17 protein-coding genes and 1 pseudogene are annotated in these 11,247 nt (G+C 70.3%); 12 read left to right on the top strand and 6 right to left on the bottom strand.

The genetic code is table 11. From position 1 onward, the window contains the following. The first annotated feature begins 194 nt into the window (after positions 1-194). The gene (locus B9S61_RS04065) at positions 195-995 is read left to right on the top strand and encodes a site-2 protease family protein (RefSeq protein WP_103540953.1); all 801 of its coding nucleotides are present in this window, start codon (positions 195-197) and stop codon (positions 993-995) included. Here B9S61_RS04065 and B9S61_RS04060 read toward each other — a convergent pair. Continuing rightward, the gene (locus B9S61_RS04060) at positions 985-1,176 is read right to left on the bottom strand and encodes a hypothetical protein (RefSeq protein ID WP_103540952.1); all 192 of its coding nucleotides are present in this window, start codon (positions 1,174-1,176) and stop codon (positions 985-987) included. The two genes, B9S61_RS04065 and B9S61_RS04060, sit on opposite strands and share 11 nt — an antisense overlap. 78 nt (positions 1,177-1,254) lie before the next feature. Beyond that, positions 1,255-1,980 (bottom strand): NADPH-dependent F420 reductase, encoded by a 726-nt coding sequence (gene npdG, locus B9S61_RS04055; RefSeq protein ID WP_103540951.1) that lies wholly within the window; start codon positions 1,978-1,980, stop codon positions 1,255-1,257. A gap of 141 nt (positions 1,981-2,121) precedes the next feature. Here npdG and B9S61_RS04050 point away from each other — a divergent pair, with 141 nt between their 5' ends. Then, positions 2,122-2,724, top strand: a complete 603-nt coding sequence (locus B9S61_RS04050; protein WP_103540950.1) for a hypothetical protein — start codon at positions 2,122-2,124, stop codon at positions 2,722-2,724. A gap of 99 nt (positions 2,725-2,823) precedes the next feature. Here B9S61_RS04050 and B9S61_RS04045 read toward each other — a convergent pair whose 3' ends face one another. Next, entirely contained in the window at positions 2,824-3,054 is a 231-nt protein-coding gene (locus B9S61_RS04045; RefSeq protein WP_103540949.1) for a hypothetical protein, read from the bottom strand. 78 nt (positions 3,055-3,132) lie between these two features. On the opposite strand from B9S61_RS04045, the gene map reads away from it, so the two are divergent. Together map and B9S61_RS04035 are read left to right on the top strand one after the other, a co-directional pair. Further along, complete coding sequence (gene map / locus B9S61_RS04040) at positions 3,133-3,990, top strand: type I methionyl aminopeptidase (protein WP_103540948.1); 858 nt, start codon at positions 3,133-3,135, stop codon at positions 3,988-3,990. Positions 3,991-4,129: 139 nt separating this feature from the next. Further along, positions 4,130-4,777 (top strand): heme oxygenase (biliverdin-producing), encoded by a 648-nt coding sequence (locus B9S61_RS04035; RefSeq protein ID WP_103540947.1) that lies wholly within the window; start codon positions 4,130-4,132, stop codon positions 4,775-4,777. 13 nt (positions 4,778-4,790) lie between these two features. Here the strand turns inward: B9S61_RS04035 and B9S61_RS04030 are convergent, their stop codons facing one another. Beyond that, positions 4,791-5,162 (bottom strand): DUF4276 family protein, encoded by a 372-nt coding sequence (locus B9S61_RS04030; protein ID WP_181007229.1) that lies wholly within the window; start codon positions 5,160-5,162, stop codon positions 4,791-4,793. Next, positions 5,156-5,350 carry a hypothetical protein gene (locus tag B9S61_RS40640; protein ID WP_181007228.1) on the bottom strand — a complete coding sequence of 65 codons (195 nt, stop codon included), beginning with the start codon at positions 5,348-5,350 and terminating at the stop codon, positions 5,156-5,158. Before B9S61_RS40640 ends, B9S61_RS04030 begins: the two co-directional genes overlap by 7 nt. Between B9S61_RS40640 and B9S61_RS04025 the strand changes: the two genes are divergently transcribed. Together B9S61_RS04025 and B9S61_RS04020 are read left to right on the top strand one after the other, a co-directional pair. After that, a complete protein-coding gene (locus B9S61_RS04025) occupies positions 5,349-5,561 on the top strand; it encodes a DUF397 domain-containing protein (RefSeq protein ID WP_103540945.1) in 213 nt (70 codons plus the stop codon). The genes B9S61_RS40640 and B9S61_RS04025 overlap by 2 nt on opposite strands. Positions 5,562-5,729: 168 nt before the next feature. Continuing rightward, positions 5,730-6,389: a DUF4232 domain-containing protein gene (locus tag B9S61_RS04020; protein WP_103540944.1), complete on the top strand. Its 660-nt coding sequence runs from the start codon at positions 5,730-5,732 to the stop codon at positions 6,387-6,389. Between the two features lie 27 nt (positions 6,390-6,416). On the opposite strand, the gene B9S61_RS04015 is transcribed toward B9S61_RS04020, so the two are convergent. Further along, positions 6,417-7,061, bottom strand: coding sequence for a PhzF family phenazine biosynthesis protein (locus B9S61_RS04015; protein WP_103540943.1), 645 nt, complete (start codon positions 7,059-7,061; stop codon positions 6,417-6,419). Between the two features lie 116 nt (positions 7,062-7,177). Here B9S61_RS04015 and B9S61_RS04010 point away from each other — a divergent pair, with 116 nt between their 5' ends. The 6 genes and pseudogenes from B9S61_RS04010 (at position 7,178) to efeO (ending at position 11,208) form a co-directional block, all read left to right on the top strand. Next, a complete protein-coding gene (locus B9S61_RS04010; RefSeq protein WP_103540954.1) occupies positions 7,178-7,594 on the top strand; it encodes a hypothetical protein in 417 nt (138 codons plus the stop codon). A 385-nt stretch (positions 7,595-7,979) separates the two neighbouring features. Next, positions 7,980-8,636 (top strand): annotated as a pseudogene (locus B9S61_RS42045) (sodium:proline symporter); the annotation flags it as partial. Positions 8,637-8,745: 109 nt separating this feature from the next. Beyond that, positions 8,746-9,225, top strand: a complete 480-nt coding sequence (locus tag B9S61_RS42040; protein WP_258039535.1) for a hypothetical protein — start codon at positions 8,746-8,748, stop codon at positions 9,223-9,225. Then, on the top strand, positions 9,201-9,545 hold the full coding sequence (locus B9S61_RS42035) for a hypothetical protein (protein ID WP_258039536.1): 345 nt from the start codon (positions 9,201-9,203) through the stop codon (positions 9,543-9,545). Before B9S61_RS42040 ends, B9S61_RS42035 begins: the two co-directional genes overlap by 25 nt. A gap of 16 nt (positions 9,546-9,561) precedes the next feature. After that, complete coding sequence (locus tag B9S61_RS41470) at positions 9,562-9,693, top strand: putative transporter small subunit (RefSeq protein WP_219819887.1); 132 nt, start codon at positions 9,562-9,564, stop codon at positions 9,691-9,693. 357 nt (positions 9,694-10,050) lie between these two features. After that, positions 10,051-11,208: an iron uptake system protein EfeO gene (efeO, locus tag B9S61_RS04000; RefSeq protein ID WP_103540942.1), complete on the top strand. Its 1,158-nt coding sequence runs from the start codon at positions 10,051-10,053 to the stop codon at positions 11,206-11,208. Positions 11,209-11,247: the final 39 nt, after the last annotated feature.

The following is an 11,247-nucleotide window of genomic DNA, read 5'->3' as shown; positions in this document are numbered from 1 at the left end:
CGCCGGCTCCTTGCCTCCCCCTACGGAATCGCCCTGCCCACCCCCGGACCCGGTCCGCCGGACCGTCGCGGGCGGTGGACGGTCGTTCCGCCCCGTGTGGAACCGGTCGCCGGCGCGAGACGTTCTCCCCGTGCGCCCGGTACCGTCGGGCAGCCCCCGCGTGTTCCCGCGTGGCCGACAGTCCAGGGAGTCCCATGACCACCGCCGCCGCCCGTCACAGTGACCGGAGGATCAGCCCGGTCTTCCTGGGGATCCTGGCCGTGACGGCGGTCACCGGGTGGGCCACCTGGACCGGGTTCGCCGAGCAGCCCGGCATCGCGGTGTTCCTGTTCGTGACGGCCGCCTGGATCGTCTCCCTGTGTCTGCACGAGTACGCGCACGCGCGCACCGCCCTGCACAGCGGCGACATCTCCGTCGGCACCAAGGGCTATCTCACGCTGAACCCGATGAAGTACACCCATGCCCTGCTGAGCATCGTGCTCCCGGTGGTGTTCGTGATCATGGGCGGGATCGGCCTGCCGGGCGGTGCCGTGTTCATCGAGCGCGGCCGGATCCCGGGGCGGTGGCGGCACAGCCTGGTCTCGGCGGCGGGGCCCCTGACGAACGTGCTGTTCGCGATCGTCTGCACGGCGCCGTTCTGGCTGGACGCGCTGGACGGTGTACCGGCCGACTTCCGGTTCGCGCTGGCCTTCCTCGCGCTGCTCCAGGTGACGGCGGCGATCCTGAACTTCCTGCCGGTGCCCGGTCTGGACGGCTACGGGGTCCTCGAGCCGTGGCTGTCGCACCAGGTCCGGCGGCAGGTGGAGCCGTTCGCGCCGTTCGGTCTGCTGTTCGTGTTCGCGCTGCTCTGGGTGCCCGAGGTGAACGGCGCGTTCTTCGGCGTCGTCGACTCGCTGCTGGCGACCCTGGGGATCCACGAGTTCGAGACGTACTGCGGTTACGAGCTGTTCCGCTTCTGGAGCGACACGAGCGGGGTCTGCTCGGTCAGCCCGTGACGGAGCCCTCGCTCCGCGCGGCGCGCCCCCGCTTGACGTAGTACCAGGTCATGTTGGACGACAGGCCCACGAGCAGGATCCAGACGACGCCGATGAACACGTCGCCCTGCACGAAGGAGACGACGGCCGCGGCGACGGCGAGGAGGCACACGGCGAGAGCGTAGAGGGCGAGGCGGGGCATGGCGGCGGACTCCTGTCGGGGGACACTGCTGCGGCACTGCCGCAGGCGTTGCTACGGCCTCCAGTGTCCCCCATCTCCTCAGACGTCCGTGACGCGGAGCCCGGCGTGTGCCTTGTAGCGGCGGTTGACCGAGATCAGGTTGGCGACCAGTGACTCCACCTGGTGGGCGTTGCGCAGCCGCCCGGCGAAGACGCCCCGCATGCCCGGGATGCGGCCGGCCAGGGCCTGCACGATCTCGACGTCGGCCCGGACCTCGCCGAGCACCATCACATCGGTGTCGATCTCGTCGATCTCCGGGTCCTGGAGCAGCACGGCCGACAGGTGGTGGAAGGCGGCGGTGACCCGGGAGTCCGGGAGCAGCGCGGCGGCCTGCTGGGCGGCGCTGCCCTCCTCCGGCTCGAGCGCGTAGGCGCCCTGCTTGTCGAAGCCGAGCGGGTTGACGCAGTCGACGACGAGCTTGCCGGCCAGTTCCTCGCGCAGGGACTCCAGGGTCTCGCCGTGTCCGTCCCAGGGCACGGCGACGATCACGATGTCACTGCGCCGGGCGGTCTCGGCGTTGTCGGCGCCCTCGACGCCGTACCCGAGTTCGTCGGCGGCGGACCGCGCGCGCTCGGCGGCCCGGGAACCGATGATCACCTTCTGGCCGGCCTTGGCGAGCCGGTAGGCGAGGCCCTTGCCCTGCGGTCCGGTGCCGCCGAGCACGCCGACGACGAGCCCGGACACGTCGGGCAGGTCCCAGGGGTCCTTGGCCGGGGCCTTCGCGGGGGCCTTCGCGGACTGCTGTGCGCTGTCGGTAGAGGTCATGGGGCCGACTCTACGTCCGTGGCGGCACCGTTTCCGTCCCGCCGGTGTGCCGTCACCGAGCGGCGGGCGGTGTCCCCGGGTCGGGGGAACCGGTGGCGAACGCCGGGACAGCAGCGGACGGTTGGGGCAGGATGCGGCCGCATGGATGCCGTACGGGTCGCGCTGCTGCGGGATGTGCTCGCCGGGACGGGGTGGCTGGCCGACACCCGGCACTTCGCGGGGACCCTGCGCGGGTCGGTGGTCGCGCACGGCGGCGGGCTGCTGCTGGTGGGCACACCGGAGTACGAGCCGTGGCATCTGGCGGCGCACCTGGTGGACGAGGCCGCCTGGTCGGGCACGCCGGAGCTGGCCCCCACGCTCGTACGGCATGGCGCGCGTCCCTCGGATCCCGCGCATCTGGCGGTGGGCCCGGGGCGTCTGGAGGCGGCGCGGCGGGGCGAGACGCTGCTGGTGGTGGCACCCGGGGAGCCGCCCGCTCCGCTGCTCGAACGGATCTCGGACGCCCGCCGGGCCGGGGCGACGCTGCTGTCGCTGGGTCCCGGCGAGGGCGAGCTTCCGGCGCTGGCGCACGAGGTCCTGCCGGTGCCGGAGGGTTCCGAGCTGGATCTGGACACCGTGCAGCATCTGGTGAGCGCGGCGGCCGGGGAGAACGCCCTGCCGCCCCGCAGGGGTCCCCGCCGTTTCCGGGACCGCCTGTCGAGACTGGCCGACCTGCTGACGGCACCGCCGCCGACACGCTGGTAGCGGCTGCGGGCGCCCGGGGCGGTCACCGTGACCGCCCCGGCGCGGTCGGTCCTCGTGCACCTCCCGCCGCGGTCGGTCACCGTGACCGCCCCGCCGTGGTCAGTCGTCGTCCCGCTCGGCCGCCGGGGCGTCGTGCCACTTGGGATCGTTCTCCCACTGGAGGTTGCGCTCCCGGGCCGTCTCCATGGCGTGTTCGGCCTCGGCCCGGCTACTGTACGGGCCGAAGCGGTCCTTGCCGGGGCAGTCGGGGCCCTCCTCGACCTTCTGGTGTTCCAGGCAGTAGTACCACTCGCCCGGCTTTCCGACCGTCCGCTTCTTGAACAGGGGCATGACCTTCTCCTCTCGCCGTCCCGTCACCGTCCCGCCAGGAAGATGGTCCCCCATCGCCGCTGAATTAGACTCGCCGGCATGTCTGGCCAGTCACTGCTCGTTCCGGGGGAACTGTCCCCCACCCGTCCCGTGCCCGGGAACATCCGTCGTCCCGAGTACGTCGGAAAGCCCGCCCCCACGCCGTACACCGGCCCGGAGGTGCAGACGCCCGAGACCATCGAGGCGATGCGGACCGCCGGCCGGATCGCGGCGCGGGCGATGGAGGAGGCCGCGAAGCTCATCGCGCCCGGTGTGACCACCGACGAGTTGGACCGGGTGGCGCACGCGTACATGTGCGATCACGGCGCCTACCCCTCCACGCTCGGCTACCGCGGTTTCCCCAAGTCCCTGTGCACGTCGGTCAACGAGGTCATCTGCCACGGCATCCCGGACTCGACGGTGCTGCGCGACGGCGACATCGTCAACCTGGACGTGACGGCGTACATCGGCGGGGTGCACGGCGACAACAACGCGACGTACCTGGTCGGGGAGGTGGACGAGGAGAGCCGCCTGCTGGTGGAGCGCACCCGCGAGTCGCTCGCCCGCGCCATCAAGGCGGTCAGGCCGGGCCGGCAGATCAACATCATCGGCCGGGTGATCGAGTCGTACGCGAAGCGGTTCGGGTACGGGGTGGTCCGTGACTTCACCGGTCACGGCATCAACTCGTCCTTCCACTCGGGCCTGATCGTCCCCCACTACGACAGTCCGCACGCGACGACGGTGATCCAGCCGGGAATGACCTTCACGATCGAGCCGATGCTGACCCTGGGCACCCACGAGTACGACATGTGGGACGACGGCTGGACGGTCGTGACGAAGGACCGCAGGCGCACCGCGCAGTTCGAGCACACGCTGGTGGTGACGGACACGGGGGCGGAGATCCTGACCCTGCCGTGACGCCGCCGCCTCCCCTTCGGCCCGCTCTCTCCGCTCCTGAGGGCGGGCCCCTGTTTGTTCCGGGCCCGGGCCGGGGAGGTTCCCGACAAGCCGTCGGCAAAACATTGACTTAGGTAAGCCTAACCAAGAAAATCGGGCCATGGACTCCTTCTCGACCCTCATCCGCACCGCCTCCCACGAGCAGCACGTGGAAGCGGAGACCTCGACGTTCATGAGCGATCTGCTCGGCGGCCGGCTGGGCGTGGACGCGTACGCGCGGTACACCGAGCAGCTGTGGTTCGTCTACGCGGCACTGGAGTCCGGTACACAGGCACTGGCCGCGGATCCGGTCACCGGACCGTTCATCCGGCCGGAACTGTTCCGGCTGGCCGCACTGGAGCGGGACCTGAGCCACCTGCGCGGCCCCGACTGGCGCGCGACGCTCACCGCGCTCCCCGCCACCGAGGCCTACGCGGCCCGCGTGGCCGAGTGCGCCCGCACCTGGCCGGCCGGCTACCTCGCCCACCACTACACCCGCTACCTCGGCGACCTCTCCGGCGGCCAGATCATCCGCGGCAGGGCGGAGAAGACCTGGGGCTTCGAACGCAAGGGTGACGGCGTCCGCTTCTACGTCTTCGAGGGGATCGCCAACCCGGCCGCCTTCAAGCGCGGTTACCGCGAACTCCTCGACGCGGTCCCGGTGGACGACCTGGAGAAGCAGCGCATCGTCACGGAATGCAAGCGCGCGTTCACCCTCAACACGGACCTCTTCCACGCCCTGGGCAAGGAGTTCCCCCTGTCGGCGTGACGCCCGCCCCGCATCACAGCAGCCACTGACGCGCCATCTCCGCGCGCAGTTCGGCGGTCCGGCGCCGGTACGCGGGCACCTTGCCCAGCTCATCGAGCGCGACCGTCTGCCCCAGCCGGGCGAAGTCGTGCTCCGGGTCGCGCCGCCCACCCAGTGCGGCCTTCAGCACGGCCTTCGGGTCGGCGATCTTCTGTACGTCGCGCGGCACCATCTCCGCGGTGCCACGCGTGGGCGCCGACTCCCTGAGCGCCTCGCGGTCCGCGAGCATCCACGCCTCGGTCTCCCGCACCGGCACCAGGGGAACGATCCGGTGGGCATCACCGGGAAACCGCTCGCGTATCGCCTCGACCTTGCTCCGCTCGTTGTGGTCGTGGTGGATCACCACGATGTCGAAGTTCCGGCGCGATCCGCCGACCGTACGGCCAGCGGCTCCGCCGCGTGCACCCGCAGTGCCGGACCCTCGTCGAACTCCAGCACCATGGCGGGGCCTCCGGCCGCGTACTGATCGCTGCGTACGCGGAGCACGGTGCGCCACTCGCCCCACACCCGCACCGTCTGCCCGGCCCGGAGCATGACTGCCGCCACCTCGCGCACCGCGGGTCCGGCCACGATGTCCGGGGCCTTCAGCAGCGGCGGCAACAACGAGTGCCTGGAACTCACCTCCGCCATCCCCGCCCTCGCCCCCGTGCGCGACAGCAAGAACCCGGCCGGTCCCGTGATCCCCTTCGGCCGTGGCGCCTGGGGCGCCTTCGTCGCGCAGTTGAGCGGCAGGCGTTCCGAGTAGGTGGAGCTGCCTGCCTCTCCCGCACGGCTTCAAGCAGAATGGTCAGTTCCGTGTACCTGCCCAGTAACAGCTCGGCGAGCCGCGGTTGTCGACGAGGAGTCCGGCCCAGAATCTGTCTGCGGCTGGATCGCGTGAGCGGCCGTCCACGACCGACCACGGGGGATCACGATGAATACCACTACCCGCAAGGACCGCGCGAGAACCAGACGCTGGAAGCCCTACGCCATCGGGGCCGCCGTCGTCACCTCGCTGCTCCTCTCCACCGCGTGCCAGCCGGGTTCGGGCGGCTCGGGCAAGACCAACCCTTCTGAACGGCCGGGCGCGACGAAGCCAGGGAAGACGGCTTCACACAAGCCGGGCGCCCACGGCGGGCCCGCCGCCATCGCCCCCTGCACCGGGGACAACCTCGCGGCCTCCTCCGTACGGGAGCCCGCGAGCAGCAAGGAGGCCCGGCAGCTCCTCCTCACCGTCCAGAACGTCGGTGACAGGAAGTGCGACCTCTACCACTATCCGCACGTACGGCTCGGCGCCGACGCCCGGGCCATGGTGCCCGTGATCGAGGACAGCTCGCCGGACCCGGGAAGGCCCGTCACCATCGCTCCGATGGAGGAGGCCCACGTCGCGCTGCTCGTGGCCGGGGGCGCCCGGGACGAGTACGAGGCGAGGAGCATCACCCTGACGCTGCACGGCCGTACGCTCGGCAGCAAGGGAAGCGGTGCGATCGACGTCCCCCTGCCCGACGGCCCGCTGTACGCGGACGACGGGCAGCTCGTCACCTACTGGACGACGGCTTCCGGCGGCGCGCTGGACTTCATCATGTCGAGGTGACGGACCCGCGCGCCGGGTTCCACCCGCTCAGCGTTCCAGGTAGACCCGTCCGCCGATCTCCGTCCAGCCCTCCGGCTGCGGGGCGGTGAGGATCTGGGAGCCCGTGCCCTGGGTGATGTTCAGGGCACGGCCCAGCCGGTCCGTGAGCAGCAGCGCCGCCGCGCCCGTCGCCTCGTCCTCGTCGATGCCGTCGTCACGGCCGGGGAAGGCACGGGCGCGGATCCGGCCGGCCGGCTCGTCCAGCCAGGCCCAGGCGTAGACCCACTCCCCCTTCGGCGGCACGGGCAGATCATCGACCTCGGCGGCGGTGCCGTACTGACGCAGGGTGCGCGGCGGCACCCACTCGGCCCGCGCCTCGATCCAGCAGAACTCCCCGTCCTGCCGGGCGCCCACCACCCCCGCGGGGACGACGAGTTCGGGGACGTCGATCAGCCAGGCCGTACCGACACAGGGGTGCCCGGCGAACGGCAGCCGCAGGGTGGGCGTGTAGATGTCGATCACCCCGCGCTCGGGGTCGTCGACGAACACGGTCTCGCTGAACCCGAGCTTCGCGGCGAACGCCTGCCGCTCCTCCCGCCCGGGCATCACGGCCCCGTTGCGAACGACCCCCAGCTCGTTGCCGTACCCGCCACGGGGCCCGCAGAAGACACGCAGCACGTCATAATCAGTCACGGGGGCATTCAAGCATCGTGCGGGCCGCAGGACCGCCCAGGTCGCGGGGCGCCGGCCGGCCCCGAGGGCCGGAGAGCCGTCGACGGCGGAGAGAAGGCAGGTTTCACTTGCTGCTGATGGGCGCGTTGCTGGGTGCGAGTCTGGTCACCGCAGCGGTGGGCGTCGTGGTGGTCCTCATCCTGCTGAGCCACCCGCCACCGCCCGTGCCGGTGATCTACGCGCTTGTCGCCCTGATCCTGGCTTCCACGGCGGCGGCCGCGTACTGCTACGGCTGGTTCTCCGTCACCACGGGAGGCCCTTTCCCCGAGCTGTGCACGAGCCGGAACGACGCCGGCGCCGGCCTGGCGGCCATCGAGCAGCGGTACTGGCCCCTTCGAAACGCCTGCGTGTACTCCGACGGATCGACCGTGGAGTACGTCTCGATGCCGGTCACCGTGTTCGTGTGCCTGCCGGCGGGCGCCGCCCTCGTCTCGGCCGGCGCGTCCGCATACCTCCGCAGGCGGGCCGGAAGGGCGACCGGCGCGATCTCGTGAACACCGCACCGCCGCGCCGCACCGTCCGCAGCCACCTCCGCCCAGGACGGACCACCAGGAGTGCCGGAGGTACCGCCCACCCGGTCTCTTTGGTGTAACAAAGTGATCCACTTCGCATGAGCAAGTAGCAAATTCATGACCGGAAAAGACGGGCCGGAAACCCCCTTTCCCGACAAATGAGTCATCGGACACGTCCAGGACTTGTACGAATTGGGCAAGAAGCCTGCCCTCTGGCCCCACGCGCAGCCGGTCGACATGGCCGCCAGGTGTCCTGAAAGAGCTGTTACCGTGCGGAAAATTTGCGAGCCCAAAGAGTCCGCCTCTTTTGTGAACGCCCCCGGTTCTCGGCGAAGGAGGAAGTGGCGCCTGTGGAGGGTCTGGAGACATGACGGCGACCTGGATCTGGGCGTCGTCGATGTACGCGTCCGCGACGTCCGGTTACACGTACGGCATCTCCGGGCCCATCCACTACGGGCTGTGGGGTGCGCTGATGATTCTCTTCATCTACCCCTTCGGCAAGCGGATCCGGGCCGTGGCCCCGAAGGCGCACACCCTCGCCGAGGTCATGTACGCCCGGCACGGCCGCTCCAGCCAGCTGATGCTCGCCGGATCGAACATCGTCGGCAGCCTGATCAGCCTGATGTCCAACTTCATCGCCGGTGGCGTGCTGATCTCGATGCTGTCGCCGTTCACCTTCACCCAGGGCGTCTTCGCCGTCGCCGCGGGCGTGTTGCTCTACACCCTGTGGTCCGGCTTCCGCGCCTCGGTGCTCACCGACTTCGTGCAGGTCGTCGCGATGCTCGGCGCGGTCGCCGTCATCGTCCCGTTCATCTTCCTCGCGGCCGGCTTCCCCGCGGCGTTCGAGACCGGGGCCGCCAACCTCACCGCGGAGCAGGGCAACTTCTTCTCCAGCACCGCCTTCATGGAGCAGGGCGCCCCGTACATCGCCGCGGTGCTCGCGTACGCGATCGGCAACCAGACCATCGCGCAGCGGCTGTTCGCGGTGAGGCAGGACCTGATCAGGCCGACCTTCGTCACCGCGACCGTCGGCTACGGCGCGATGGTCATCGGTGTCGGCATGCTCGGCGTGCTCGCCCTCTACCTCGGTTACGAGCCGGCCGGCGGCGAACGTGAACAACATCATCCCCGGGATGGCCGCCGAGTACCTGCCGCCCGTGCTGCTGGCCGTGTTCTTCATCATGATCGTCGGCGCGCTGTCGTCCACCGCCGACTCCGACCTCGCCGCCCTCTCCTCGATCATGATGGCCGACGTCTACGGACAGAACGTGGCCGGCAAGGAGAAGGCGAACCCCAGGACGATGCTGCTGGTCGGCCGCGTCACCATGGTGGTGGCGACCGCGGCGGCCGTGGCCTTCGCCAGTCTGCAGCCGAACATCCTCGATCTGCTGGTGTTCGTGGGCGCGCTGTGGGGCGCGCTCGTCTTCCCGGTGCTGGCCAGCTTCTACTGGGACAAGGTGACCGGGAAGGCGTTCACCGTCTCGGTGATCACGGCGCTCGCGGTGTTCCTGCCGGTCCGCTTCGGCTGGATACCCGTGGACGGTGTCTTCGGCATCGCCGTGGACATGCTGTCGGTGGTCGGTGGTCGGTGGTCGGTGTCGTCCTCGGCCTGATGGTGTTCGGCTTCTTCGGCGCCGGGCCGGCCAAGGTCGTCGGTGTGGCGGTGGTGGTGGTGGTGGTGGTGACCGCGCCGTCCGCCATCGGATCCCTGCACGAGTACGCCACGCTGTGCGGCTCGCTGGTCGCCTACTCGGTGTCCACGATCGTCTGCTGGGCGATGAGGGTGCGCCGGCGTGAGGGCTTCGACTTCGCCCTCATCGCCCAGCGCACCGGCGACTTCGACGACAGCGGATCGGTCGCTGCCGCGGGCCCGGGTGCGGACACCCCGGCCGCCGACGGCGATCCCGAGCCCGCCGGAAGCAGTGCCAGGTGACCCCCGAGGAGGCAGCATGTCCACCGCAGTCCTGACCGCGTACGTCCTGGTGTGGCCCGTACTCGTGGCCGTCGTCCTGTTCGTGATCGGCCGCGGGTTCCTCCGCGAGTGGGCGGAGGCCCGCCGCGACGGTCGGGACCTGATCTGACCCGGCCGTACGACGAAGAAGGGGTGCCCCTCGCCGGGGCACCTCTTCCCCTCTTCCGTTCACCCGGCGGCCGTACCCCGCCCGCGCAGCGCGAGGACGAGGCCCGCGGACGGGGGCGGTGCCGGTCCTTCCCGACCGGGAGGGTTGACCTCCGCTTGACCCGGCTTGACGGTCGCTTGACCTGGTCATGGCATCCATTTTGAGTCACCGTAACCAGTCCGTGCTCATACACCGTCCATGAGAGCCGGATCACTGAATGCACGGGTATCAGCCAGGCGATTCCTCGATATGTTAGGTGAGCCTCACCTTCTTTACCCAAAGCTGATGACGCAACATTTCGGCCACACTGGAGCCTTCATGCGATCCGCCGGTCCCGCCCGACTCCCCCTCGTCACCGCTGTCGCCACCGCGGCGGCGCTCGCCATGGTCAGCGGCTGCACCGAGAAGGGCGGCGGGGACGGCGAAGGGGTCGTCACCGTGACGGCCACCGACGACACGTGCGAGGTGTCGGAGAAGGAGTTCCCGGCCGGGCACGTCGAACTCGCCATCGAGAACAAGGGCTCCAAGGTCACCGAGGTCTACCTTCTCTTCCCCGACGACCGGGTGGTCACCGAGCGCGAGAACATCGGCCCCGGCACCAAGCAGCGCGTCACCGCCGAGGTGAAGGCCGGCGACTACCAGATCGCCTGCAAGCCCGGCATGCGCGGCAAGGGCATACGCCAGGCCGTCAAGGCCACCGGGGGCAAGACCGTGAAGCGGGACCCGCGTCTGGACAAGGCGGTGGCCGCCTACCGGGCGTACGTGCAGGCGCAGGCCGACGAGACGCTGCCGAAGGCGGAGGAGTTCGCCAAGGCCGTCAAGGCCGGCGACATCGGAGCCGCGAAGAAGGCGTACGCGCCCTCCCGCATCGGCTGGGAGCGCACCGAACCGGTCGCCGAGTCGTTCGGTGACATCGACCCCAAGGTCGACGTGCGTGAGGACGGTCTGGAGGACGGTCAGGACCCGGCCACCGACTGGACCGGCTGGCACCGCCTGGAGAAGGCGCTCTGGCAGGACCGCAAGATCGGCGACCGGGAGAAGGAACTCGCCGACCTGCTGATCACCGACCTGCTGGACTGGCAGAAGCGGGTCGGCCAGGCCGAGATCACCCCGACCTCCATGGCCAACGGCGCCAAGGAACTCCTCGACGAGGTCGCCACCGGCAAGGTCACCGGCGAGGAGGAGCGCTACTCGCACACCGACCTGGTCGACTTCAAGGCCAACGTGGAGGGCGCCGAGAAGTCGTACGCGCTGCTGAAGCCGGTCGCCGGGGAGAACGACCCGGCTCTGGTGAAGAACCTCGACAAGCAGTTCGCGGCGCTGAACACGCTGCTCGACCGGTACCGGCCCGACACGACGTCGTACGACTTCACCTCGTACGACAAGGTCGGCAAGGCCGAGCGCAAGGAGCTGTCGGACGCCGTCAACGCGCTCGCGGAGCCGCTGTCGCAGCTCGCCGCGGCCGTGGTGAAGTAGGGACGGGACAGGGCGATGACGGACGACAGCACGCGGGCT

Origin of the sequence: Streptomyces sp. SM1 (assembly GCF_002910825.1) — a bacterium.
Classification (GTDB): Bacteria; Actinomycetota; Actinomycetes; order Streptomycetales; family Streptomycetaceae; genus Streptomyces; species Streptomyces okerensis.
The sequence above is the reverse complement of the archived record's forward strand: the minus strand, read 5'-3'. Positions and strand labels throughout refer to the sequence as shown.